This window comes from Priestia aryabhattai B8W22 (assembly GCF_000956595.1).
Taxonomy (GTDB): Bacteria; Bacillota; Bacilli; order Bacillales; family Bacillaceae_H; genus Priestia; species Priestia aryabhattai.
In genome coordinates this window covers 18847-43110 of the sequence record NZ_JYOO01000007.1, presented here as the reverse complement: position 1 = coordinate 43110, position 24264 = coordinate 18847, and the positions used below count along the sequence as shown (strand labels likewise).

The following is a 24264-nucleotide window of genomic DNA, read 5'->3' as shown; positions in this document are numbered from 1 at the left end:
AAATCCTCATTCAGTTGAATGAGGATTTTTCATTCGCAAGCCCCAATAAAATGGAAGGTTGCTTTTATAATAAAATCAAAGAGATTAGAATACTTGTTCTACTTCAACTACACCAGGTACTTCTTCTAAAAGGGCACGTTCGATACCAGCTTTTAGCGTAATTGTTGAACTTGGGCAGCTTCCGCAAGCGCCTAAAAGACGTAATTTTACAATACCATCCTCTACGTCTACTAGCTCACAGTCTCCACCGTCGCGAAGTAAAAACGGACGAAGTTTTTCTAATACTTCTTGAACTTGCTCGTGCATTTCTGACATAACTATCGACTCCTTTCTTCTACTCTTATTATAAACGGTCTTTCATGAAAAATCTATCGGAGTATACATCGTAATGTTACCTTAAAAGAAAAAGATGTGCAATGAATCAGTTTTGTGTAAAATAGTATTCATAATGAAGTAAAAGTGTGAATAATCTTACAGTTTATATGTAAAGATTCAAGGGGGATGTGCTATGCAGTCAACTGAGGTAGAAGTGTGTATTTATGGAGCTGAAATTGTTTGTGCAAGCTGTGTTAACCTGCCGTCTTCAAAAGACACCTATGATTGGCTAGAGGCAGCTATTTCTCGCAAATATCCGAATCAACCGTTTGCTATCACGTATGTAGATATAAACGAGCCGCATACGGATCCAGAAAAAGCAGCTTTTGCCAAACGTGTGATTGAAGAAGATTTATTCTATCCTGTAGTGGTCATTAATGGAGAAATTGTTGGTGAAGGCAATCCGAAATTAAAGCGCGTATTTGAGGAAATGGAGAAGTATGGTTTCCGCGCATCATAACGAAAAAAGCCGTTAGATTGTCAGTCATCTAACGGCTTTTGTTTTATCCACTGTGGTGTTTATACATCCAAAGAATACCTGATTTCAATAATCGGGCTACGCGTCCTGTAATCGGACGTTCGGCAACTAAGCCAAATCCATGCTTTTTGCCTAATGAACCAAGTATGCCTTTTAATTTAATAGTTGGCAATTCATCTGGAAGCGCTTCGCCTTTCCAGCGGTGAAGAAGCACTTGCACAATTTGTTCAGCCTGACCTTCTGCAAGCTGAGCACTTGGTGCATGCGGTAGGCTTGCACAGTCACCTAAAATGTAGACATTTTCATCGTCAGGCAAGTTATGGTATTTTGTCAATACGACGCGTCCTTGAGGATCTTTTTCTACGTCTAAATCGCGTACCACTTTATTTGGCTGAATGCCTGCTGTCCATACGATTGCATCGCTTTGAATGGGCTCATCATGATTATAAAGAATGTTAGGTTCTACTTTTGTAATATTAGCACTATTTACAATTTCGACACCGTTTGAAGTAAACCAAGTTTGAACGTAATTGCTTAAACGTTCTGGGAAAGCAGATAAAATTAATTTACCGCGGTCAAATAAGATGATTTTTAAATCCGGGCGGCTTTCTCTTAGTTCACTTGCCAGTTCTACTCCGCTTAATCCAGCTCCGACAATTGAAACAGTAGCGTGGGCCGGCAAGTTGTTTAATGTCTGATAAGTTGCTCGTGAAGCATCAATGGATTGAATGCTGTATGTATGCTCAAGAGCTCCGGGAACTCCATGATATTTATCTTCACATCCGAGTCCTACAATCAGGTCATCGTAAGCAATCATTTGATCATCCACATAGACGCATTTCTCTTTCAAGTCTATGCGTTTTACACAGCCGTAGCGGATTTTTAAACGAGGGTGTTCAGGAAAAGCAACACGGACATGCTGATCAGAGATTGTTCCAGCTGCAAGTGCATAGAATTCAGTTTTCAGTGAGTGATAAGGTGCTTTGTCAATAAGCGTTACTTCTACATCGTTAGGCAATTGATTCGGAAAAAGGCGCTGCAAAATGCGCATACCACCGTATCCGCCGCCCAGTATGACAAGGTTCTTCATGTGAATTTCCCCTTTAGCTTCATGCATTTTTGTTTTCTCTCTATTATTCTTGCTTTTAAGAATAGGAGGGTACAAATTACCGTTAATAAGGATGGTTGCCAAAAAGATATGAAAGGCTATATAAGATAACATATTTTACTTAAATAATAATTTAATATAACCTCGTTTGGTTTTCTATACATAAAAGTATAACTAAATTAATAAAAAACCACAATATGTTTCAACATAATTTCAAGCTATCCACGTAATAAAGCTTATTTATGCGTTTTTGAAAAAAGTCTATAAAGCTAAAAAGCGTGCGCGAAATGAACGTGAATTTCTAAAGTTGACGTTGAAAATGAAAGGAGATAGGATAAACTAATAGTAGAGAGGTGAAAAAACGTGATACAGCCAATTATTGAATTTTGCGTTAGCAATTTAGCCAGCGGTTCTCAAAAGGCTTTAGAAAAGCTTGAAAAAGATCCAAATCTAGATATTATTGAATACGGATGTTTAGGTTATTGCGGGAAATGTTCACAATCTTTATTTGCCTTGGTAAATGGAGAGATTGTTACGGCGGAAACACCTGAACAGTTAGTAGATAATATCTACATTCATTTAGAAGAAAATCCAATGTTTTAAACTATCCCCGCTGTCGTATCCCTTTTTATCAGGAGAGTGACATGAGGCTAATAGAATAGATGATGTAAGCACGGGCTAGTTTTGCCGTGCTTATTTATGCGTTTTTGAGCAAATATATGCGCTTTAATCATCCTCTTTGCAATCATAATGCTTATTTTGTTTTTTAATACTTCAAAGGAGGACAAAATAAAAACCCCTTAATCTTTATGATTAAGGAGCTAAAAAAACGGGGGATGATATTATTGTGTACAAAAGAGAATCACTTTATACTAGAGCTACATAAAAAAATAATGGGTGATAATATGAAAAAATTTCAGTTTACAAAAATGCATGCGCTTGGCAACAACTATATCTACGTAAATATGTTTGAAGAACATATAGAAGAGCAAGAGTTAGCACCGCTTGCTGTAAAAGTCTCAAATGTTTATACGGGAATCGGATCGGATGGAATGATTCTTATTTGTCCATCTGAACGTGCAGATGTGAAAATGCGCGTATTTAATAATGACGGCTCGGAAGCAAAAAACTGCGGAAACGGTTTAAGATGTGTAGCTAAATATGCATATGAACATAATTTAGTAACAAGCGAAAGATTTTTTATCGAAACGCTTTCTGGAGTTGTAGAAGCAACGGTGCATCCGCAGGGAAATGAAGTTCCAGAAGTAACAATCGATATGGGAGAGCCTATTTTAGCTAGAGAACAAATTCCAATGATGGGAGCAAGCCAGCACCAAGTTGTTGATGAAGAGATGGAATTTGGAAAAGAACGGTTAAAAGGGACGGCTGTATCGATGGGAAATCCTCACGTCGTCTTTTATGTAAATGATATTGAACAAGCGCCTCTTACTACATTAGGCCCTGTGGTTGAAAAAGATTCGCGTTTCCCAGAAGGAGTGAACGTTGAATTTGTTGAGGTAGTGAACGAAAGAGAGCTGAACTTTCGCGTATGGGAACGAGGTTCGGGCATCACTCAAGCATGTGGGACAGGAGCATGCGCTGCTGTTGTTTCTTCCGTGTTAAATGAGAAGACGAAAAAAGATGTTCCTACTGTCGTACACCTCGCTGGAGGAGATTTAACGATTGTTTGGCAAAATAAAGGCAATGTGTTAATGACAGGTCCAGCCAATGTGATTTGTGAAGGCACGTATTATTATTAAAAAATGAAGAAGCAGACGATTTGTCGTCACAGACATTTCGTCGTATACTAAACAAAAAAGGAGGTCTGTTTAAAAATGAGTCAAGATATCCTAACAATTACAGAAGCTGCAAGCTTTCAAATAAAAGATATGATGAAAGAACATGAAGAAGAAAATGCTTATTTACGTGTTAATGTAAATGGAGGAGGCTGCTCAGGTCTTTCTTACGGCATGGGTTTTGCACACGAAGTAAATGAAAACGATACGCTGTTTGAACAACATGGCATTAAGATTCTTGTAGATAGTGAAAGTGCTCCAATTTTAAGAGATGTAAAAATTGATTACAAGCAATCTATGCTAGGCGGAGGGTTTACAATTGATAACCCGAACGCCATTGCAGCATGCGGCTGCGGCTCTTCTTTCCGTACAGCAAGCAACGCAGGTGCTCCTGAAGAGTGCTAAGTATATGTTTATAGGAAAGCTTTCTTCACCTCATCTGATGAAGAAAGCTTTTTTAGTGGGAAATTTTTGTATGTTACATCATCTATCAAATGTGTTGACTGAATAATCAGTCTTTTTTATACTCAATAAAAAAGAGGAGATGAACGGATTTGATAGATGCGACTCATTACGACAGGGAACAAGTAAGAGGTTACGGAAGTTTTCGCAAAAAAAACACCCTGCCTATTCTATGGAAGGGGTTTATAAACTGGTTAAAAATTGAAAGTAGGAAAATGGAGTCTAAGGATGCAAAAAGTATTCACTTTAGTGAATCGCATTTATTTGTTCAACATTTGCCTTTTTCCGCAGGTGAAGCCTGTCATCAAAACTCGTCCTCTGCGCCTCTTAACCATTCTGAACCTTACATTCGCTATTATGAAAATGCTAACGCATCTCTGGCTGAAACCTACGGAGCAGTTGAAGGAGAGCATATTTTACTTATTGAACGTATTGTCGGTCAATCAGAGGTAGTAAAATATTTAAGCAAGCTCGAAGGTTTGAAGGCCTACAGAATGAGCATAACTAGTCAAGAAGGAAACCATTCCTTTTATGAAATCTGTTTAATAAGCAGTGATGCAGAAATGATGAGTGAAATCATTCATCGAATGGTCACACCAATCCAGCAATGAAAAAAAGCAGGCGAGAGCCTGCTTTTTTTATGAGAACATTGACGTACTGTGCATAGGCTGTAAGCGAGCCTTTGGATCAATGTATGCTTTAGCGTTATTAACGGCAGTCGGACCTTCTCCAAATCCTGCCACAATGAGTTTTACTTTTCCATCATATGTGCAGACATCACCTGCTGCATAGATGCCAGGAATATTTGTTTCTTGCTTTGAGTTAACAACAATTGCATTTTTCTCTAAATCTAAGTCCCATTCTTTAATCGGACCTAGAGAAGAAACAAATCCAAAGTTTACAATAACATCATCTACGTCTACTATTGTCTTTTCTTCACCTTTTGTATTTTCTAACACAACTTGTGTAATACGGTCATCTCCAATAAATTCAACCGGTACATATGGTGTTTTAATATCAACTGATGAGTTATGCAAGTTTTCTACGCTATGTTCATGAGCGCGGAACTTATCTCGGCGATGCGTTAACGTTACTTTTTCTGCGATTGGCTCTAACATAAGAGACCAGTCTACAGCAGAATCCCCGCCCCCGCATACTAATACTTTGCGGCCTTTGAATTTATTCATATCATCCACAAAATAATGAAGGTTCGTTTGCTCGAACTGTTCTGCATTTTCTAGCTCGATTTTACGGGGCTTGAAGGCACCGTTTCCAGCCGTAATAATAATTGTTTTTGAATAGTGGACTTCAGAATTAGTAGTTAATCGAAATACGCCGTCCGCTTGTTTTTCTACCTTTTCTACGGCTTGCTCTAGCGCAACTGCAGGTTTAAATTGATCCATTTGCTCTTTTAGGTTATTGACTAATTCTTGAGCGCGTACTTTTGGAAAACCAGCTACGTCATAAATATATTTTTCAGGATATAAAGCAGAAAGCTGTCCACCAAGCTGTGGTAAGCTTTCAATAATTTTTACGCTCGCTTGACGCATACCGCCATAAAATGCTGTAAATAAGCCTGTAGGGCCGCCTCCGATGATGGTAATATCATATACTTGTTTATCTTCTTTCATTTATAATCACCTCTAGATTGTTCTGTGCCAATGCATATTCTACTTTATGATAGCATAGTAAATTATAAAATATCATTAAAACACGCTGGAATGTTTGAGAAACTTTCTCAACTTAAAGATCAGTATTTGCAATCATTAACATAACCACACGTTTTGGTCAAATATAAAACTGGGTATACAGGAAAGTAATTGAAAATTTAAAAGCTTGTAAATACAAAGTGAAGGGTTGAAAAACCGATGAAAAAAGCATAAGATGTTTGTGTAAATCAAGCTAGGACTTATGCTTACATTTTTTTGAAAAAGAAAAAATGTATTTTTTTAAAAAAGAACGTGAAGTGATTCACATTGTTTTTCTTATATGAATAATAAATGGATAGCGATGATCGTTCTTGCTCAAACTAACATAAAAAAGCAAACTAAATAAAATTGCTCTTATCATTATATTTGTAAGACATACTTGTGACTATAACTAAAAAAGGTGGATGACATTCCTATGAAAAAGCCTAAAATCGTCATTTTGGGTGCCGGGTATGGCGGCATTATGACAATTGTTAATTTACAAAAGAAACTGGGTGCTAGTGATGCGGAAATTGTTTTGGTAAATAAAAACGATTACCATTATGAAACGACATGGCTTCATGAAGTATCAGCAGGTACAATTCATCAAGATCGCTCTCGTGTTCCTGTTAAAAATTTAATTAACACAAATAAGGTTACATTTATTAAAGACACGGTCGCAGATATTAAGTTAGATGAAAAGCGTGTTCTTCTTGAAAACAGTGAGCTAACATACGATTATTTAGTTGTTGCTTTAGGATATGAAGCAGAAACTTTCGGAATTAAAGGTTTAAAAGAACATGCATTTACCATTACGAGCATTAATGCAGCACGTCAAATTCGTGAACATATTGATTATGTATTTGCGACGTATAACAATGAAGTGGAAAAAAGAGACGAACTTCTGACAATTATTGTTGGAGGTGCTGGCTTTACCGGCATTGAATTTGTGGGAGAACTAGCAAATCGAGTCCCTCAGCTTTGCAAAGAGTTTGATATTCCGCGTGAAAAAGTACGCGTTATTTGTGTAGAAGCAGCGCCTACGGCTTTGCCGGGTTTTGATCCAGAACTTGTAGAATATGCGGTAACACAGCTAGAACGAAAAGGAATCGAGTTCAAGATCGGAACAGCGATTAAAGAGTGTACAGAAGAAGGAATTATTGTATCAAAAGATGACCAAGTGGAAGAAATCAAATCAGCAACAGTTGTATGGGCTGCAGGTGTTCGAGGCAGTCACGTGATTGAAAAGGCTGGATTTGAGAACATGCGCGGACGCGTAAAAGTAAGCAATAGCTTGCTGGCACCAGGGCATGAAGATGTGTTTGTTATTGGAGATTGTTCACTAATGATTAACCCAGAAACAGAACGCCCTTATCCTCCAACAGCTCAAATCGCTATGCAGCAAGGCGGTACCTGCGCTGAAAATATTAGCCGTTTGATGAAAGGTCAAAAAGAATTAAGCGAGTTCAAGCCAGATATTAAAGGAACGGTATGTTCGTTAGGGCATGATGACGCAATTGGTGTTGTATATGGTCGAAAACTATTTGGTTCAAGCGCATCTTTTATGAAAAAAGTTGTTGATAATCGCTCACTTTTCCTTCAAGGCGGAGCAGGTCTTGTATTGAAAAAAGGAAAATTTAATTTCTTTTAAAACAAAAAGCAAAAGGTCTTTGAACCTTTTGCTTTTTTTGGTATTAACTTACTTTTCTGTGATTGACGCCTTGATTACTCTTAAGTAAACTGAGAGTATAAAGAGTAACGGAGGCGAAAAGCAATGGAAATGAGTGTGCCTGTCCTAATTATCTCCATCTTGTTGTTTTTTGTTTTGTTTTTTGGAATCGGTTTCTTGTTGAATATGCTGCTTCGCATGTCTTGGATTATGGCCATTATTTATCCCGTGATTTTTATTTTTATTATTGATGATGTAAGAGCGGTTGATTACATTCAGCATCCCGCTCACTCCTTTCAGCAGCTAGGTACAAAAGTGCTATCTTTAGCCACAGCTGACATTGCGATTTTAATGGCTGGTTTTATAGGTGCACTAGCTTCAGGCATTACCATTAAATCTTTACGAACAAGAGGGTACCAAATGTTTTAAATGTAAATTCTTCTCGCAAACGAATAATTTGTTTTTATGTTGGAAACAAATAGATTCGTGAGAGGAGTTGTGGAAATCACAATGATTGGAAAAATAGCAAAGCGATTCATTATGTGCCTACTACTGGTCGGAGCGCTGTTTACAACATATGAAGCAATTACCGGCGTCCCAATAACCACAGTCATCAAATATATGCCTTTTTTAAACAGTACAGGGCATCCTCTAATGAATGAAAGGCTCTTACCATCATTTCTAAAACCACTAAGAGCTGAAGCGGCTAGCAATGACAAAGAGCGTCTGACGATTGAAGAAGCATTTGATTGGTCGCGTTATCCATCTAAGAACGTATTGGCTACGGGTTACACAGCTGGTTACGAATCAACTGGGAAAAATCCCAATCATCCAGGTTATGGTATTACATATTCAGGCGTTAAAGTAAAACGTGACTTGTATTCAACCATCGCTGCTGATTTAACCATATTTCCAATCGGCACGATCTTGTTTATTCCGGGCTATGGCTATGGAGTGGTAGCAGATAAAGGTGGGGCTATTAAAGGCAATCATCTTGATTTATATTTTGAGACTGTTTCCGATGTGTACAACATATGGGGTAAGAAAGAATTAAATGTCTATGTAGTGAAATCAGGAGACGGCCGTTTAACTGAAGACGAGTTAACAATGCTGAATGAAAAAAAATCAATGCAAGTTTTTCGTCAGCAGGTGAAATAAACGAGAAACACATGAAGAATGCTTCATGTGTTTTCTTATGTTTTATGGCCATACATAATACATGACAAAAGCAACTGCTATTCCTGTTAAGGCTCCAAAGAAAACTTCAATGGGTTTATGTCCAAGCAGCTCTTTTAGCTTCACTTGTTTTTCGTCTTCTTCATTGGTCGTCCACAGCTTTGCCTCTTTTACCGCGCGCTGAAAATCTTCAACCAAACGATTTAAAACCGTTGCTTGCTCTCCTGCGTGTCTTCTTACTCCTTTAGCATCGAACATGACAATGATGGCAAAAATAGCGGAGAGAGCAAAAATAGGGGATTTAAGACCTTCTGCTAGCCCAATGGCAGTTGCTAAGGAAGTTACGGCTGCGGAGTGAGAGCTTGGCATGCCCCCCGTACTAAAAAATAAGCTTCCGTCTATTTTTTTAGTAGCTACAAAAGAAAGCGGAATCTTAATAAATTGAGCAAAGAAAATAGCGATTAATGAACTCCAAAGTGGAAAATTTGAGAATAACTCCATTGAGATGTCCTCCCTAAACTTAAAATGTCTAAAAAGCTAAACCCGTATGATGAAAACAGTGGTAGATGAAAGTATATGTGTGAAACTAAGGTTTTTGAACTGTGATTAAAAATTGTATTTCTGCTATCATATGTATATAGATGAAAACAGTGGTGAATATGATATATATTCCACTTGCTGAATAGATTAAACAAAGCAGAGGATAAATAAAAATAAAATATCTATACGTAAAAGGGAGGAATTTTATGTTTTCGCACGTAGAAACATATGGTGTTGATCACCAAACAGAAGCGCTCGTAATTGGTTTATTTAATCAAAACCAACAGTTTGAAGGCTTTCTAAAAGAAATTGATGATGCTTTAGATGCACAGCTCATTCATTTGATTAAGGAAGGAGATATTCGCGTACAGGAAAAGCGTATATCAACAATTCATACACTAGGGAAATTAGGAGCAAAACGTCTTTATTTTGTAGGGCTAGGACGAAAGCAAGCGTTAACTAAAAATGGGCTCAAGGAAAGCTTTGGACTTTTATTTAAAAAGTTAAAAGAAGCAAAAATTTCAAACGCGTCGGTCGTCCTTCCTACATTTGATACAGGAGGGTGGTCAGAGCAAGAAACTGCAGCTTTACTAGGAGAAGCTCAACAGCTTGCTATGTATGAGTTTGAAAACTACAAAAAGAAATCAAATGAACCTGACAAGCAGCTTAAGAAAATTGAACTTTTTTCTTGTTATAAAGACGTTTTACAATCTGCGTTGGTTGGATATACGTACGGTAAAGCAACAAACTCAGCGCGCACCCTCGTTAACTTACCAAGCAATATGCTAACGGCTACAGATTTAGCCAATTATGCAGTAGAAATGGCACATACATATGGTTTTGAATATGAAATTTTAGAAAAAGAAGAGATGGAAACATTAGGAATGGGCGCACTGTTAGCAGTCAATCAAGGTTCCGCAGAGCCTCCTAAAATGATCGTGCTGAAATATCAAGGCAAAGAAAAATGGGAAGACGTTATTGGGTTGGTAGGAAAAGGGATTACCTTTGACACAGGTGGTTACTCTATTAAATCTAAAGACGGGATTGTAGGCATGAAAACAGATATGGGTGGAGCTGCATCTGTTCTTGGTGCAATGGAAGCGATTGGAGAATTAAAACCTCAGCAAAACGTAGTAGCGGTCATTCCATCAACTGACAACGTTATTAGCGCGCGTGCCTTTAAACCAGATGATGTTATTACAGCAATGAATGGAAAGACAATAGAAGTGCTGAACACAGATGCTGAAGGGCGTTTAGCACTAGCTGATGGCATTTCATATGCCAAGCATCATGGAGCAAATTATTTAGTAGACGTGGCGACATTAACGGGTGGTGTAATTGTAGCTCTTGGTACACATACAACTGGGGCAATGACGAATGATTCTGCTTTATTGCAGCAAATAGCGAAAGCGAGCATTGAGACAGGCGAACCGGTTTGGGAGCTGCCTATTACAGAACGAGACAAAAAGCGTGTTCGGGGAAGTAAGGTAGCAGATTTAAATAACTCTCCTGGACGAGAGGGACACGCAATTATGGCAGGAACTTTTATTGGTGAGTTTGCAGAGCAAACACCATGGGTTCACTTGGATATTGCTGGAACTGCAACATCCGCTGCTTCTCATGAGTTAGGACCTTCAGGTGCAACAGGCGTGATGGTGCGAACACTAGCTGCAATGGTTTGTTCATTTGAAGCCAATTAATGAAAAGAACATAGCAGTAATAGAAAGAAACGTAAAAAGAAGCATCGAGGATGCTTCTTTTTTAATATGTTTACATAATGTTTTTTCTTTTTAGTAAAAAAACATTATGTGAAAAAATCCTTATATTGTTGAGGCTGTAGAGAAGTTAAACAAACGTTTATTTAGTAAGATGATTGACTTTTTTTCTATACCTAATATAATGAACATGTTGTTTATCTCTCTACTGTTTTAATGAGATAAAGTAAAAAGAAAAATGGAGGTTTCAAAATGAATGCAGTATTAATAGCTGTGCTCGTGATGCTGATTTTGAGCTTATTGCGTATCAACGTTGTCTTTTCTTTAGCGGTCGGAGCGCTAATTGGAGGACTTGTTGGCGGTATCAGCCTCACAGACACAGTAAGTATATACACAGATGGTCTTGGAAACAGTGCTTCTGTTGCATTAAGCTATGCTTTGCTTGGAGGATTTGCAATGGCTGTTTCGCGGACAGGGCTGCCTGATGCGGTTGTTCAGCTAGCGTTAAAAATAGTAGGGAAAGAAGGAGAAACGAAAAAGAAGTCACTGTCAAAAGTACTAATTTTATTAATCATCCTTATTATTTCATGTTTTTCTCAAAACGTTATTCCAGTTCACATTGCATTTATTCCGCTTTTAATTCCACCGCTATTAAAAGTATTTAATCAGTTGAAAATAGATCGCCGATTAGTCGCAACAGTTATTACATTTGGATTGGTTACACCTTATATGTATTTGCCGGCAGGATTCGGTAAGATTTATCACGACATTTTATTTACTAACATCAAAGAAAGCGGATTGACAATTGATAAAGGAGATATTACCACGGCAATGGCTCTTCCAGCTTTAGGAATGGTAGCGGGCTTATTGTTTGCTGTGTTTATTTCGTACCGTAAGCCGCGCAGTTATGAAGACATTGACATTGATCAAGGCGCAGAGGAGCGTACAGGTTACACAACAAGGGGAATTATAGTAGCTTTACTTGCGATTGTAGCGGCTTTAACTGTGCAGCTCTTAGTAGATTCTATGATTTTTGGAGCGCTTGCAGGCATTGTTGTCGTTTACTTCAGCGGGGCTTTGAAGTGGAACGAAGCAGATCCAGTATTAACGAACGGAATGAGAATGATGGCTTTTATCGGATTTGTTATGCTGTCAGCCTCTGGTTTTGCAAAAGTTCTTCAAGAAACTGGAGATGTAGAAGCGCTTGTAAAAGCCTCTGTTGCTCTTATTGGCGGAAACCAAATGCTCGGTGCATTTCTTATGCTTGTCATCGGGCTTTTAGTCACAATGGGCATTGGTTCTTCTTTCTCTACCATTCCAATTATCGCGACAATTTTTGTTCCTCTTTGCTTAGAACTTGGTATGAGTCCAATGGCAACGATTTGTATTGTTGGTACAGCGGGAGCGCTTGGAGACGCTGGTTCACCAGCTTCAGACAGTACGCTTGGACCAACATCTGGATTAGCAGTCGATCGTCAACATGATCATATTTGGGATACGTGTGTACCAACTTTTCTTCACTATAACATTCCACTCATTATTTTTGGGTGGATTGCCTCAGTTATCTTGTAAATAGAGGGTCTATAATGAAAAAAAGCAGCCGATCAAAACCGGCTGCTTTTTTTCATGCTTGAGAAAGAGTAGAAGCAGTGCTGTCACAAGCTCCTAATGCTTGCTCTACAGCCTGAAGAGATTGTTCAATACGTTCGCGATTTGAATCTTTCTCTACTGTTTGAAGAGCTTGTTCAAGGCTTGCTTTTGCCTGATTTAATGACGTACAAGAATCCTGCACGTAACCTCTAGCGTTTTTAGACATTCTTCTTCCTCCTAACTAACCAAAAATGAGAATCAATAAATAGTATGAGTAATTTGCAGGGAATTATGAGGAGAAATAATAAAAAGGATTAACTCTTATGAAAGGAGTTAACCCTGTCAGCCTAACTGTTTAAATTGGTTGGAATGTAGAAGTTCAAGCACTTTCTTATCAAGCTCCTTAATTTTCTTTACAGCCAAATTATATTCCATTTCACGGTAATGATGTTTGCCGCCTGGCTCTTCATCAGCTTCATCAGCTAGTTTGACTACTTTTTGAAGAGGGCGTTGTTGAATGGTTCCTTCAGGCAAATATGAGTCTGTGTGCAGTAAAATAGCTAAGGCAATTTCTTTTGCCGCCTGAGGTTCCTCACCTAAACGAATGAGTAATTTATGTGCACGTTCAGCACCTTTAATAGCGTGAATATCATTTTGACGATACTTTTCATAATCCCACTGACCATTTGTGTACCATTCGTAGTGGCCAATATCATGAAGCAGCGCTGCTTTTGTAGCTAAATCGGGGTTTACATTATGCTGTACAGATAGACGAAACGCATGATAGGCGACGGATACAGCATGCGCAACGCCAGAGCGAGTTAAATATTTTTGAGCGATAGGATGCGTAAAAATTTCTACTAGCGTAACATGTCTCATCATGTCATCCCTCCTAAAGAAAAAATATATTTCCAAATACAATATCATATTTATTTCTTAAATACAATTATCGTGTAATTTGTTTTTACATCCAAAAATGTCATATATTATAATATTCGAAACAAAACAACATGTACATCTTTTTTAAAAGAAAATAAGACTTTTTTCCTTGTGTTTTACCATTTAATATTTAACGAAACGTGACAGCAGTCAAATTGGTTATCAGGATGAATAAACGTAATTTTAATATAGTCTGGCGTATAAAAAACATCAATTTTTGCCTTAACGCCCGTTGAAAGAATGAGTCTTTTTACTTCACTCATTTTAGATTCTTGAGCAGCAGCTTTTATTTTTTTTATTAAAGCTGGCGAAGCGTTAGCTCTTTGAATAAATATGGTAGCGCTTTGCATAGTAGAGGGAATCACTTTAAGAGATTGCTGGAAAGTCGCTATGTCCGCCTCAGGTAAGCTAGGTACCCTGTATGTATAAGGGTGAGGCATGTAGTACGATGGCCAATAGTAAGACAAGGGAGCAAATGGTTTCATATAAGAGTCCTCCTAAAAAACGGATTTTTATTATGTATATGTAGAGGGTTCGTATATGTTGTAGCAAAACCGTTATTGTATACTAGATACAAAGGGAGGTATGTATATGAAAACAAAAGATACGCTGTTAGAAGCATTAGGAATTGAGATTATTAGCGCAAGTGAACAAAGAGTGGAAGCGACGATGCCTGTTGATGAGCGAACGCGTCAGCCATTCGGGCTTTTGCACGGAGGAGCATCGGTGGCGTTAGCCGAAACTGTGGCTAGTCTAGGTGCTATTAAAAGTGTAGATATTGAAAAAGAAATCTGCGTGGGTTTAGAGATTAATGCCAATCATATCAAAGGGAAAAAAGACGGAACAGTTACAGCTATAGGCGTTCCTTTACATAAAGGAAAAAAAACAGCGGTTTGGGAAGTGAAAATTCAAGATGAAGAAGAGAATTTAATCTGTATATCCCGGTGCACGCTTGCTATCCTGCCTAAAGCTTAAATATAAGAAAGGCTTAGTCTAAAAGGTGTGAGGTATGCTTTTGGAGTCAGAAGCAGCTACCTCACACACTGACGTGAGAGCTTAAAGAGAATTTGGAAGAGCGGATACATAAAAAAGTGAAAAAATAGGTAAAAAAAAGAAGCAAAATTATGTCTATTCGTGACAGTTACCCTGCGCATAGAGACATGCTCTAGAATATAGTAGTAGTAAAGTATTCTTTTTATTCAGCAACTAGAATATTCATAATATTAAAAATAATAACAGGAAATAGACCTTCCGATTGTTCAATCGTGCTATAATAGCATTAATATAGTAGGGCGGTTTATTTTACAAAGGGGTGATAATATTGGATAAGAACTCTCAGTATTTATTCATTGATTTTGAATTTACAATGCCAGAGTATAAAGGTTTTCCAAAAGGCTTTTTTCCGGAAATCATTGAAGTTGGTTTGGTGTTTGTTAAAAATCAAGAAATCATTGATCGTTTCTCCTCTTACGTACAGCCTACACACTTTACAAAATTAACTGAGCGCTGTAAATCATTTCTCCATATCGAACAAAATCAAGTAAATGAAGGAATTACGCTAGAGCAGCTTGTACAGCGACTGGGCATGTATAAAAACAGCACGATTATTACATGGGGGAACATGGATATGAAAGTATTAAGGCAGTGCTGTCAAAAAAATAAGGTGCCGTTTCCGTTTACAGGTAAAGAAATTGATCTTTCGATGGAGTATAAGCGCTTTTTTGGAGATCAAAATCAAACCGGCCTTTGGAAAGCTGTGCAAGAGTATGGTAAAGAAGGAACTGGAAAGCACCACTGCGCGCTTGATGATGCGATGACGACACTCAACATCTTTAAGCTTGTAGAAAAAGATAAGAGGTACCTTCAAAAGCCGGAACCAACGACCATAGGAGATCGAATCGATTTTTCAAAAGTATTAAATAAATTTGCATTATAAAAGCCAAATCACTTCTATGTGAATTTGGCTTTTTGCTTAATGAATACCGTACTCTTTTTTTAACTCTTCTAAACATGCAATACTTGCTTGAGCAAAAGCGCTATCTTTGGCTTGTTGTTCAGCTATCTTTAATTCAAGGGCTTTTTTTAGTGAAAGCTTATAATCAGGAACGCTGTCTTCATAGAGATGAACCATTTTTTGAGGAATGTTGGCCTGCTCTCGAAACGCAAGTGCTTTTCGCTCGTGAAAAAAAGGTACGTCCACTTGTCCAGGGTTATGTAAGTCACCTTGTTCTGGATGCTTCAACACAGCTTGAATTCGTACAACATAATGCAAATCTCGAACTTGTGTAATTTCACCGATGTATTTCCCGGTTTTATAAAGTGCCTTAACGGTTTGACCAATTGTAAATGTCATATTGCCAGATCTCCTTTAAGTAAAGTGTTTGTTATAAACAGTATAAATCAAAAACCACTACCGTTTCTATGAAAGGATGTTGTACATGATGTATTTAATGTTTTTGCTTTATTTTCCGGAAGATAAAACAGAATATATTCCTGCTTTTGCTACAATGACGATTTTTGTACTAGCGGCAGTTGCAGTCTGGCGGTTCATCATCAAGGTGTCTAAAAAAGAAGAAGAAAAAACAAAGGAATTAGAATCAAAGCTGAAAGAACAAGAAAATAAGAAATCACTGTAATGAAATGCAAATAAAATGTAAGCGTTTAAAATGATATGTTGCTGGACAATCTATGGAAAGACATCTAAAACTTTCGCTAGTGCATATGCGATTGGAGGGCAACATGAAAAAACTACTACTCATTGGAACCGTGCCTTTTTTCTTGTTAACGGGGTGTATGGAAAAAGAAATATCCAATAAAGAAGTCAAAGTCTATAACGCAGATGGAGATAGCATCGGTACAGTCAAGTTGAAAGAGCAGGCTGATGGAATTGAGTTTACTTACGATTTAAGCGGACTTCCACCTGGAGAACACGGCGTACATATTCATGAAATCGGAATTTGCAAAGCTCCTAACTTTAAAAGTGCAGGAAATCACCTTGATCCTGATAAAAAGAAACACGGACTGTTAAATCCAAAAGGACCGCATTTAGGCGATATGAAAAATATTGTGGTAGAAGACGATCAGACGTATACAGGAACGGATATGGTTCCTCAAGTCACGTTAAAAGAAGGAAAGACATCTCTCGTTAAGCGTATGGATGGTTCTTCCCTTGTTATTACCGAACAAGGTGATGACGGAATGACAGAGCCATCAGGTAATTCTGGCAAGCGAATCGCGTGCGGAGTTATTTCAAAAAAACATTAAAAACAGCGTTCTTTCGTGAGAAAGAACGCTGTTTTTTACGTTAAAGCTATTTTTAAGCGATTTAATCCTTCTTGAAGTTGTTCATGTGAACAGCCAATGTTCAAGCGGATAAAACCTTTTCCATATGTGGAGCTGTATTTTTCGCCTTTTTCTACGGCAATTTTGCCTTTTTCTAATAAGCGTTCATGTAATTCTTCTTCTGATAAGTGCAGCTTGTTACAGTCAATCCATAATAGATAAGTTCCTTCTGGCTGAATGACTCGCAGTTCAGGTAAGTTTTCACTTATAAACCCCGTCACGAGATCTACATTTTTCTTCAGATACACAAGCAACGCTTCTAGCCACTCTCCACCTTCGCTGTAAGCTGCTTCTAATCCAATGATTCCAAATGTATTTAAATTAGAGAACCCTTGTTTTTGCTGCTGCTGAACATACTGTGTGCGCAGCTTCTCATTTGGAATAATAATGGCTGAAGCTTGAAGTCCGGGTATATTGAATGTTTTGCTAGGGGCCATACACGTAATGGTTCGATTGGCTGCATCTTCACTCACCATGCTAATGGGAATGTGTTTATAAGGATGGTAAATTAGATCAGAATGGATTTCATCTGAAACAATTAATACATTGTATTTTTGACAAAGATCGGCAAGCTTCTTCAGTTCTTCTTTTGTCCACACGCGTCCTACTGGATTATGAGGACTGCAAAGAATCATTAATTTTACGCCTTCCGCAAATTTTTTCTCTAAATCTGCAAAATCAATTTCGTATTTATCGCCTGCAAGTTTTAACGGATTTTCAACAACTTCTCGATCATTTACCTGTATCATGTTAAAAAATGGAGTATAGACTGGAGGTTGAATTAAAATTGAATCTCCGGGTTCCGTAAATGCTTGAATAGCCATACTCAGGGCAAACACAACTCCTGGACTGTATGTAATCCATTCATGATCAATGGTCCACTGATGCTTTTTTTCTACCCAAGATGATAAAGCATTTGCCGTAGATTCAGTAGGGGAAGTGTAGCCGAAAATACCGTGTTTGACACGCTCATTAATGGTTTGAAGAACATTAGGCGGCGCTTGGAAATCCATATCAGCTACCCAAAAAGGCAGAACATCTTTTGCTCCAAAAACGAGATCAGTTTTGTCCCACTTTACGGACTGCGTACCTGTACGGTTAATTAATTGATCAAAAGAATAAGTAGACAATAAAAGTACCCCCTTTTTTAATATAATAGTTTGCTTATTTTTAATACGTTTGTCAACGAAGTTAACTCGTGAAGTCAATAAAGAAAGTGAAAAATTGCTGAAGCGCCACTACTAAATTTTTTATTAAAGTTAGCGCCTCTTGTGACATATACGAATTCGCCCCGTCATTATTGAGACAGGGCCTGTTCATCGTACAAGAAATCGACCATATGAGACTGCACAATGTCGGGACATTCTTCTGGTAAAAGATGTCCAATTTCCTTTAAAGAGACAAAGGTAGAATCTGTTAAATCATCTTTTAACTTACGTCCGAGATGTAAAGGGACAACTCGGTCTTCTTCTCCCCAAATGAGTAAACTTGGTTTTTTTATGTGCTGCAAATCCTTTGAGGATAGGTCTCCTTCTCGATCACGAATCATTCTTGTCAAAGCCATAAACGTACGGTCATCCAAAAATGGTTCAGTATAGCCATCAATCATTTCTTCGTCGATTAACTGATGATCAAATACGACATTTTGCAAGTTACCTAATACACCTTTGCGAGATAGCCACGTTTTTACCCACAGATAAAAGAAGGGAACATAAGAAGACATGACCAACCCATAATGTGAAGGGCCTAAATAAGCTGAGCTGCACAGAAGAACGAGTTTTGATACGCAAGAAGGCTTTAATTTTGCTACGTTCAAACAAACCTGTCCTCCCATTGAGTGTCCCGATAGTACAACGTCTTTTAATTTTAAATAGTCAATCAACTCGATGACAATTTTGGCTAAGTTTTTATACGAGTATTGAAAGGTTAACGATTTTTCACTTCGCCCAAATGGCGGAAGGTCCAGCGTAATGATAGAAAACGTATCTTCAAATAAAGGAATTAAACGCCGAAAACTAAAACTGGATGATAAAAAGCCGTGAATAAATACAATAGCTGGTTTATCAGGGTGATAGTTATGGCATTCGTAGTAAACATTGACTCCATTAAAAGTACGCTGGTGGCAAGTAATTTTAGATTCAGTCAATTTGTTTCACTCCATCTTTTTCTTTCTAGTCTGTCCTAATTTCCAGCAATCTATAAAATGAAACTCAATTACCGGTATAGATTTCACATTAAAGATGTGTTTAAATTTGATATAATGGAAAAAGTGAAAAAATTTAATCGGTGTAGGAGGGGAACGCGGTGTTCTTAGAAGAAAAAGAGTTAGAAATTTTAGAAATTCTAGAAAAAAATAGCCGTATTTCAATAGATAGTATTTCAAAAATGGTGGATTTAACGTTTGACGAAACCTCTAATATTGTTAAAAAGCTAGAGAGAGAAAAAGTAATTGTGCAATATTCAGCTGATATTAACTGGAGACGAGTAGATGGACATGAGGGCGTCACCGCTATGATAGATGTAAAAGTTGCACCAAAGCGAGGAGTAGGCTTTGACGAGATTGCGGAGCGCATCTATCGTTTTCAAGAAGTGAAATCTGTGTACCTAATGTCAGGAGCATATGACTTGTCTGTTATTATTGAAGAAAAATCAATGTCTGAAGTAGCATTTTTTGTTTCTGAAAAGCTTTCTACGCTAGACTCTGTTTTATCTACAACGACTCACTTTATCATGAAAAAATACAAGCACGATGGTACCATCTACGACCAAGGCGATGAAGATCGCAGAATCGTGGTGTCTCCGTAATGAAAGAGCGCTTGTCAACAACTGTACAACAGCTGAAACCTTCAGGTATTCGCCGCTTTTTTGATTTAGCAGCAAGTATGGATAACGTCATCTCTCTTGGAGTAGGTGAACCTGATTTTGTCACATCTTGGGCTGTTCGAGAAGCGAGTATTTTATCATTGGAAAGAGGATATACCTCTTATACAGCAAATGCGGGGCTTTTAGAGCTCCGCTTTGAAATTATGAAGTATATGAAAAGAAATTTTAACGTCTCGTATGATTATCAAGATGATATTATCGTGACCGTTGGAGGAAGTCAGGCTTTAGACATTACAATGCGAGCTTTGATTAACCCTGAAGATGAGATTATTGTCGTGGAGCCAAACTTTGTGTCTTACAGTCCGTTAATTTCTCTAGCAGGAGGAGTTCCTGTGGCAATTGAAACAACGGCAGAAACAGAGTTTAAACTGCAGCCTAGACAGATTGAAGAAGTCATTACAAGCAACACGAAAGCCCTTCTTTTATGCTCTCCTAATAATCCAACAGGAAGTTCACTATCTAAAGAAGAGCTGCAGGCTATTGCGGATATTGTCATCAAGCATGACTTGCTTGTTATCACGGATGAAATCTATGCAGAATTAACATATGATGAAGAATTTACATCTATTGCTTCTTTAGAAGGAATGAAAGAACGAACCATTATTATTTCTGGCTTTTCTAAAGGGTTTGCTATGACTGGATGGCGTCTTGGGTACATATGTGCACCAACTGAGATTGCTAAAGCAATGCTGAAAATTCATCAGTATACAATGATGTGTGCGCCTACCATGGCACAGTATGGAGCAATTGAAGCACTGCAAAATGGGCAGCATGACGTAGAAGAGATGAGAAAAAGCTATCGCAGAAGACGGAACTATATGGTGAAGTCGTTAAATCAAATTGGTCTGGAATGCCATTCTCCGGGAGGAGCGTTTTATGTGTTCCCGTCTATCAAGAAAACTGGATTGTCATCGGAAGAATTCGCTGAGCAGCTGTTGCTTGAAGAGCGAGTAGCCGTGGTGCCAGGCAATGTATTTGGAAAAGGCGGAGAGGGACATATTCGCTGTTCATACGCCTCTTCAATGGAATCATTAGAAGAATCCATAAAACGGATTAGCCGTTTTGTTGAAAATAAGTTATAATAAAAATAAGATATTATGTCATATCGTATAGACGGTTTGATATAATATCTTTTTTGCTATGATGAAATGTAGTGTTAGTTTATATTTGTGACGAAATTGGTAAATAATAAATATAGTATAACTACTTTTTGATTCAATCTATGAACTGTGCTATAATTTTAAATTGGCTATAATGGTGAAAATAATAAGGTATCTAGGAGTGTTTATATGTCAAAATTTGAAATCGGTACTGTTACAAAAGGTAAAGTAACAGGAATTCAACCATACGGTGCATTCGTTGCATTAAATGAAGAAACTCAAGGATTAGTTCATATCTCAGAAGTAAAACATGGCTTCGTTAAAGATATCAACGAACATTTATCAGTAGGAGACGAAGTAAACGTTAAAGTTTTATCTGTTGATGAGTCAACTGGTAAAATTGGTTTATCTATTCGTGCAACTGAGCCAGCTCCAGAAAAAACTGAAGCTTCTGCACCTAAAAAACCTGCTAAAAAGCGTCAAGGTCAAGCAACAGTTCATACTGAATCTACTCAAGGATTCAACACATTAAAAGAAAAATTAGAAGAGTGGATTGAGCAATCAAACCGCGAAGATCTAATTAAGAAATAAGAAATAAGAAAAAAAGAAGGATAGCTCAGCTATCCTTCTTTTTTTAATGTTCCGTTCTAGGTTCTGTACGCTCTACTTCAGCAGAAGGTTTAAATAATAGACCTAGGTTAATCAGTCCTGCGATTCCAACCAATCCATAAATAATGCGGGAGAAAGCAGATGTTTGACCGCCGAAGATTGCTGCTACTAAATCAAATTGAAAAAAGCCAATAAGTCCCCAGTTAATTGCTCCAATAATCGTTAATACGAGCGCAATACGTTGAATACCACTCATGATGAACCCTCCTTGTTTTGTAGTTCACTTATTAGCCTGCTTTTTTTAGAGGAAAATATGCATAGTTACTTTTGGAAGATACAGACAAATAAACGTTCATTTGGATGGGGTGAGCGTCTAGTCAACAGGGAATAATCTTTAGGAAGTCAATTTTCTTTACAATCAAAAATTTGTTCTTCATAATGATGCATGTACTCAAGCTCGTAAGGAGGAGTTTATAGTGAACAATTTTACATTTTATAACCCTACAAAATTAATTTTTGGTAAAGGCCAATTAGAGCAATTAAAAACAGAAGCAAGTCGCTTTGGTAAAAAGATATTATTAGTATACGGCGGAGGAAGCGTAAAACGCAGCGGTTTATACGATCAAGTAATGGATGTACTGAATGACATGAATGCAGAAGTACATGAGTTAGCGGGAGTAGAGCCGAATCCACGTCTGACAACTGTTCGCAAAGGAATCGATATTTGTAAAGAAAACGGTATTGAATTTTTACTTGCAGTAGGTGGAGGAAGCGTAATCGATTGTACAAAAGCAATCGCAGCAGGCGCAAAATATGATGGAGACGTATGGGACATCATTAACCGCGACGCATTCGCAGCTGAAGCTCTTCCGTTTGGAACAGTGCTAACATTAGCAGCAACGGGTTCAGAAATGAATGCTGGTTCTGTTATTACAAATTGGGAAACACAAGAAAAATACGGCTGGGGCAGTCCGGCAACCTTCCCTCAATTCTCTATTTTAGATCCCGTTAATACATTTACTGTACCAAAAAATCAAACAGTTTATGGCATGGTCGACATGATGAGCCACGTATTTGAACAGTATTTCCATGCTGCAACAAATACGCCGCTTCAAGATCGCATGTGTGAAGGAGTACTGCAAACGGTTATTGAAACGGGACCAAAATTATTAAACGACTTAGAGAACTACGAGTTACGTGAAACGATTTTATACAATGGTACCATCGCATTAAACGGTATGTTACAAATGGGACACCAAGGCGATTGGGCTACTCACAATATTGAGCATGCGGTATCAGCTGTATATGACATCCCACATGCGGGTGGACTCGCAATTTTATTCCCGAACTGGATGAAACACGTAATGGATGAGAACGTAGATCGCTTCAAGCAAGTAGCTGTACGCGTATTTAACGTAGATACGGAAGGCAAGACGGATAAAGAAGTAGCACTTGAAGGTGTTGATAAGCTTCGCGAATTCTGGTCAAGCCTAGGTGCACCAACTCGCTTAGCTGATTATGATATTGGTGAAGACAAATTAGATCTTATGGCTGATCGTGCGATGGCTAAAGGTGAATTTGGTAAATTTAAAAAATTAAACAAAGAAGATGTACTAGCAATCCTACGCGCTTCTTTATAAGATTCTCGAAAAAAAAACGCCGTGCAAAAGACACGGCGTTTTTTCTATTCATGATGGGTAAGCTTTTTCTGCTGTTTGGTTTTCAAATCATCCCGAACGGTTTTATCAGAAAGAGGAACCCCGCTGTAATAAGCGGCTCTTCCTAGTAAATGCCCAGCAATAGGAGAGGTGATAAACACAAAGACAATCGCTAAAATTAGCCGTGCACTAATATGGCCAGTGTCAATCCAAAAGTAGAGTAAGCAGCCCACTAATACAAACAGGACACCTAAGGTAGCACTTTTGGAGGCAGCGTGACTTCTTGTATACGTATCAGGCAAGCGAATAAGCCCAATCATGGTCACAACTGTCAGAAGAGACCCTATTAGTACGAAAGCTCCTACAATGATTTCACTGATCACGTTCATATTCAATCACTTCTCCTTTCTCTAAAAACTTAGAAAAAGCAACGGTACCTACAAAGGCTATGATGCCTAGCAGTAAAATGACTTCGAAAAAAGCCTGGGTTCGAAAAATAATCGAGATGATGGCCGTGATAGCAATGATGTTAATTCCAATAGCATCAAGGGCCATTGCTCGATCAGCAGTTGACGGACCTTTTACCACTCGATAAACAAACCCAATAGTTGAAGCAGAAATGAGAATGAGCGAAACGTTTAAAAAAATATCGAGCATTTAACGACTCACCTCCATAATAGCTTTTTCGAATGTTTGCTGAATATCTGTAATAATGTCATCAATATCGTCTGTATTGATTGCATGAATATAGATAGTAGAATTATCATCTGACACATCTATTACCAGTGTGCCTGGCGTTAGCGTAATTAAAAGAGAAAGAATGGTAATTTCCCATTCACTCTCCAAACGGGTTGGCATTGCAAAGATGGCTGGCTGAATATTTAATTTAGGGCGCAATACGTCTTTAGTAACTGCAATATTGGCTTTGAATAATTCTCGTATGAAAATAAACAGCAGCTTAATGATCGCATACACTTTATGCAAGTAAAAACGGCTGTGAAAAAAACGGCGGAAAACAAACAGCAGTACCGCTCCCCAGAAAAATCCTATAATAAAGGAAGGTAGTGTCCAAATCCCTCTCAAAAACATCCATGTGAATGCAATGGTTACGTTTAATAATAGTTGAAATGACATGC

32 protein-coding genes are annotated in these 24264 nt (G+C 37.9%); 18 read left to right on the top strand and 14 right to left on the bottom strand.

What is annotated here, in order from left to right; genetic code table 11:
* Positions 1-84 precede the first annotated feature (84 nt).
* Complete coding sequence (locus N178_RS07330; protein ID WP_013059625.1) at positions 85-315, bottom strand: NifU family protein; 231 nt, start codon at positions 313-315, stop codon at positions 85-87.
* Positions 316-508: 193 nt separating this feature from the next.
* Here N178_RS07330 and N178_RS07325 point away from each other — a divergent pair, with 193 nt between their 5' ends.
* Positions 509-835 (top strand): YuzD family protein, encoded by a 327-nt coding sequence (locus N178_RS07325; RefSeq protein WP_028412620.1) that lies wholly within the window; start codon positions 509-511, stop codon positions 833-835.
* Between the two features lie 43 nt (positions 836-878).
* On the opposite strand, the gene N178_RS07320 is transcribed toward N178_RS07325, so the two are convergent.
* Positions 879-1943 carry an NAD(P)/FAD-dependent oxidoreductase gene (locus tag N178_RS07320; protein ID WP_045291684.1) on the bottom strand — a complete coding sequence of 355 codons (1065 nt, stop codon included), beginning with the start codon at positions 1941-1943 and terminating at the stop codon, positions 879-881.
* Positions 1944-2324: 381 nt separating this feature from the next.
* On the opposite strand from N178_RS07320, the gene N178_RS07315 reads away from it, so the two are divergent.
* The 4 genes from N178_RS07315 (at position 2325) to N178_RS07300 (ending at position 4830) form a co-directional block, all read left to right on the top strand.
* Positions 2325-2564: a YuzB family protein gene (locus N178_RS07315; protein WP_045291589.1), complete on the top strand. Its 240-nt coding sequence runs from the start codon at positions 2325-2327 to the stop codon at positions 2562-2564.
* A gap of 302 nt (positions 2565-2866) precedes the next feature.
* The gene (gene dapF, locus N178_RS07310) at positions 2867-3721 is read left to right on the top strand and encodes a diaminopimelate epimerase (protein ID WP_045291683.1); all 855 of its coding nucleotides are present in this window, start codon (positions 2867-2869) and stop codon (positions 3719-3721) included.
* A gap of 75 nt (positions 3722-3796) precedes the next feature.
* Positions 3797-4162 carry a HesB/IscA family protein gene (locus tag N178_RS07305; protein WP_045291588.1) on the top strand — a complete coding sequence of 122 codons (366 nt, stop codon included), beginning with the start codon at positions 3797-3799 and terminating at the stop codon, positions 4160-4162.
* A gap of 149 nt (positions 4163-4311) precedes the next feature.
* Entirely contained in the window at positions 4312-4830 is a 519-nt protein-coding gene (locus tag N178_RS07300; RefSeq protein ID WP_045291586.1) for a hypothetical protein, read from the top strand.
* 27 nt (positions 4831-4857) lie between these two features.
* Here N178_RS07300 and N178_RS07295 read toward each other — a convergent pair whose 3' ends face one another.
* Positions 4858-5850, bottom strand: coding sequence for an NAD(P)/FAD-dependent oxidoreductase (locus N178_RS07295; protein WP_045291585.1), 993 nt, complete (start codon positions 5848-5850; stop codon positions 4858-4860).
* A 493-nt stretch (positions 5851-6343) separates the two neighbouring features.
* Between N178_RS07295 and N178_RS07290 the strand changes: the two genes are divergently transcribed.
* The 3 genes from N178_RS07290 (at position 6344) to N178_RS07280 (ending at position 8734) form a co-directional block, all read left to right on the top strand.
* Positions 6344-7558 (top strand): NAD(P)/FAD-dependent oxidoreductase, encoded by a 1215-nt coding sequence (locus tag N178_RS07290; RefSeq protein WP_045291584.1) that lies wholly within the window; start codon positions 6344-6346, stop codon positions 7556-7558.
* A gap of 123 nt (positions 7559-7681) precedes the next feature.
* Positions 7682-8005 carry a YuiB family protein gene (locus tag N178_RS07285; RefSeq protein ID WP_013059616.1) on the top strand — a complete coding sequence of 108 codons (324 nt, stop codon included), beginning with the start codon at positions 7682-7684 and terminating at the stop codon, positions 8003-8005.
* Positions 8006-8086: 81 nt separating this feature from the next.
* On the top strand, positions 8087-8734 hold the full coding sequence (locus tag N178_RS07280) for a 3D domain-containing protein (protein WP_045291582.1): 648 nt from the start codon (positions 8087-8089) through the stop codon (positions 8732-8734).
* 42 nt (positions 8735-8776) lie between these two features.
* Here the strand turns inward: N178_RS07280 and N178_RS07275 are convergent, their stop codons facing one another.
* Positions 8777-9253 carry a divergent PAP2 family protein gene (locus N178_RS07275; protein WP_045291581.1) on the bottom strand — a complete coding sequence of 159 codons (477 nt, stop codon included), beginning with the start codon at positions 9251-9253 and terminating at the stop codon, positions 8777-8779.
* Between the two features lie 245 nt (positions 9254-9498).
* Here N178_RS07275 and N178_RS07270 point away from each other — a divergent pair, with 245 nt between their 5' ends.
* Positions 9499-10992, top strand: coding sequence for a leucyl aminopeptidase (locus tag N178_RS07270; RefSeq protein WP_045291579.1), 1494 nt, complete (start codon positions 9499-9501; stop codon positions 10990-10992).
* Positions 10993-11259: 267 nt separating this feature from the next.
* Complete coding sequence (locus tag N178_RS07265; RefSeq protein WP_045291578.1) at positions 11260-12579, top strand: Na+/H+ antiporter family protein; 1320 nt, start codon at positions 11260-11262, stop codon at positions 12577-12579.
* A gap of 52 nt (positions 12580-12631) precedes the next feature.
* On the opposite strand, the gene N178_RS07260 is transcribed toward N178_RS07265, so the two are convergent.
* The 3 genes from N178_RS07260 to N178_RS07250 all read right to left on the bottom strand — a co-directional run bounded on the left by N178_RS07260 (position 12632) and on the right by N178_RS07250 (position 14021).
* Positions 12632-12823, bottom strand: a complete 192-nt coding sequence (locus N178_RS07260; protein ID WP_013059611.1) for a hypothetical protein — start codon at positions 12821-12823, stop codon at positions 12632-12634.
* A 116-nt stretch (positions 12824-12939) separates the two neighbouring features.
* Entirely contained in the window at positions 12940-13476 is a 537-nt protein-coding gene (locus N178_RS07255) for an HD domain-containing protein (protein ID WP_013059610.1), read from the bottom strand.
* Between the two features lie 176 nt (positions 13477-13652).
* Complete coding sequence (locus N178_RS07250) at positions 13653-14021, bottom strand: YuzC family spore coat inner layer protein (RefSeq protein WP_033580462.1); 369 nt, start codon at positions 14019-14021, stop codon at positions 13653-13655.
* A 106-nt stretch (positions 14022-14127) separates the two neighbouring features.
* On the opposite strand from N178_RS07250, the gene N178_RS07245 reads away from it, so the two are divergent.
* The gene (locus N178_RS07245) at positions 14128-14511 is read left to right on the top strand and encodes a hotdog fold thioesterase (protein ID WP_033580463.1); all 384 of its coding nucleotides are present in this window, start codon (positions 14128-14130) and stop codon (positions 14509-14511) included.
* A gap of 346 nt (positions 14512-14857) precedes the next feature.
* Positions 14858-15472 (top strand): 3'-5' exonuclease KapD, encoded by a 615-nt coding sequence (kapD, locus tag N178_RS07240; protein ID WP_013085312.1) that lies wholly within the window; start codon positions 14858-14860, stop codon positions 15470-15472.
* 36 nt (positions 15473-15508) lie between these two features.
* Here kapD and kapB read toward each other — a convergent pair whose 3' ends face one another.
* The gene (kapB, locus tag N178_RS07235) at positions 15509-15889 is read right to left on the bottom strand and encodes a kinase-associated lipoprotein KapB (protein WP_045291577.1); all 381 of its coding nucleotides are present in this window, start codon (positions 15887-15889) and stop codon (positions 15509-15511) included.
* Positions 15890-15974: 85 nt separating this feature from the next.
* Between kapB and N178_RS07230 the strand changes: the two genes are divergently transcribed.
* Both N178_RS07230 and N178_RS07225 read left to right on the top strand, forming a co-directional pair.
* Positions 15975-16172 (top strand): hypothetical protein, encoded by a 198-nt coding sequence (locus tag N178_RS07230; RefSeq protein WP_045291575.1) that lies wholly within the window; start codon positions 15975-15977, stop codon positions 16170-16172.
* A 103-nt stretch (positions 16173-16275) separates the two neighbouring features.
* Entirely contained in the window at positions 16276-16800 is a 525-nt protein-coding gene (locus N178_RS07225; protein ID WP_045291574.1) for a superoxide dismutase family protein, read from the top strand.
* Between the two features lie 35 nt (positions 16801-16835).
* Here the strand turns inward: N178_RS07225 and N178_RS07220 are convergent, their stop codons facing one another.
* Positions 16836-18008 (bottom strand): MalY/PatB family protein, encoded by a 1173-nt coding sequence (locus N178_RS07220; RefSeq protein WP_045291573.1) that lies wholly within the window; start codon positions 18006-18008, stop codon positions 16836-16838.
* Positions 18009-18175: 167 nt separating this feature from the next.
* A complete protein-coding gene (locus N178_RS07215; protein ID WP_045291571.1) occupies positions 18176-19024 on the bottom strand; it encodes an alpha/beta fold hydrolase in 849 nt (282 codons plus the stop codon).
* Between the two features lie 158 nt (positions 19025-19182).
* On the opposite strand from N178_RS07215, the gene N178_RS07210 reads away from it, so the two are divergent.
* The 3 genes from N178_RS07210 to yugI all read left to right on the top strand — a co-directional run bounded on the left by N178_RS07210 (position 19183) and on the right by yugI (position 21452).
* On the top strand, positions 19183-19683 hold the full coding sequence (locus N178_RS07210) for an Lrp/AsnC family transcriptional regulator (protein ID WP_013085306.1): 501 nt from the start codon (positions 19183-19185) through the stop codon (positions 19681-19683).
* The gene (locus N178_RS07205; protein WP_045291570.1) at positions 19683-20843 is read left to right on the top strand and encodes an aminotransferase; all 1161 of its coding nucleotides are present in this window, start codon (positions 19683-19685) and stop codon (positions 20841-20843) included. The genes N178_RS07210 and N178_RS07205 overlap by 1 nt, the downstream gene beginning before the upstream one ends.
* 207 nt (positions 20844-21050) lie before the next feature.
* The gene (gene yugI, locus N178_RS07200; RefSeq protein ID WP_013059599.1) at positions 21051-21452 is read left to right on the top strand and encodes a S1 domain-containing post-transcriptional regulator GSP13; all 402 of its coding nucleotides are present in this window, start codon (positions 21051-21053) and stop codon (positions 21450-21452) included.
* A 43-nt stretch (positions 21453-21495) separates the two neighbouring features.
* Here the strand turns inward: yugI and N178_RS07195 are convergent, their stop codons facing one another.
* On the bottom strand, positions 21496-21726 hold the full coding sequence (locus N178_RS07195) for a DUF378 domain-containing protein (protein ID WP_013059598.1): 231 nt from the start codon (positions 21724-21726) through the stop codon (positions 21496-21498).
* Positions 21727-21946: 220 nt separating this feature from the next.
* Between N178_RS07195 and N178_RS07190 the strand changes: the two genes are divergently transcribed.
* Complete coding sequence (locus N178_RS07190; protein WP_042991836.1) at positions 21947-23110, top strand: iron-containing alcohol dehydrogenase; 1164 nt, start codon at positions 21947-21949, stop codon at positions 23108-23110.
* 44 nt (positions 23111-23154) lie between these two features.
* Here N178_RS07190 and mnhG read toward each other — a convergent pair whose 3' ends face one another.
* Genes mnhG through N178_RS07175 form a run of 3 tightly spaced genes read right to left on the bottom strand, consistent with a single transcriptional unit; the run spans position 23155 to position 24262 of the window.
* A complete protein-coding gene (gene mnhG, locus N178_RS07185) occupies positions 23155-23517 on the bottom strand; it encodes a monovalent cation/H(+) antiporter subunit G (protein WP_045291568.1) in 363 nt (120 codons plus the stop codon).
* Entirely contained in the window at positions 23501-23785 is a 285-nt protein-coding gene (locus N178_RS07180; protein ID WP_013059595.1) for a Na(+)/H(+) antiporter subunit F1, read from the bottom strand. Before N178_RS07180 ends, mnhG begins: the two co-directional genes overlap by 17 nt.
* Positions 23786-24262: a Na+/H+ antiporter subunit E gene (locus tag N178_RS07175; RefSeq protein ID WP_045291567.1), complete on the bottom strand. Its 477-nt coding sequence runs from the start codon at positions 24260-24262 to the stop codon at positions 23786-23788.
* Positions 24263-24264: the final 2 nt, after the last annotated feature.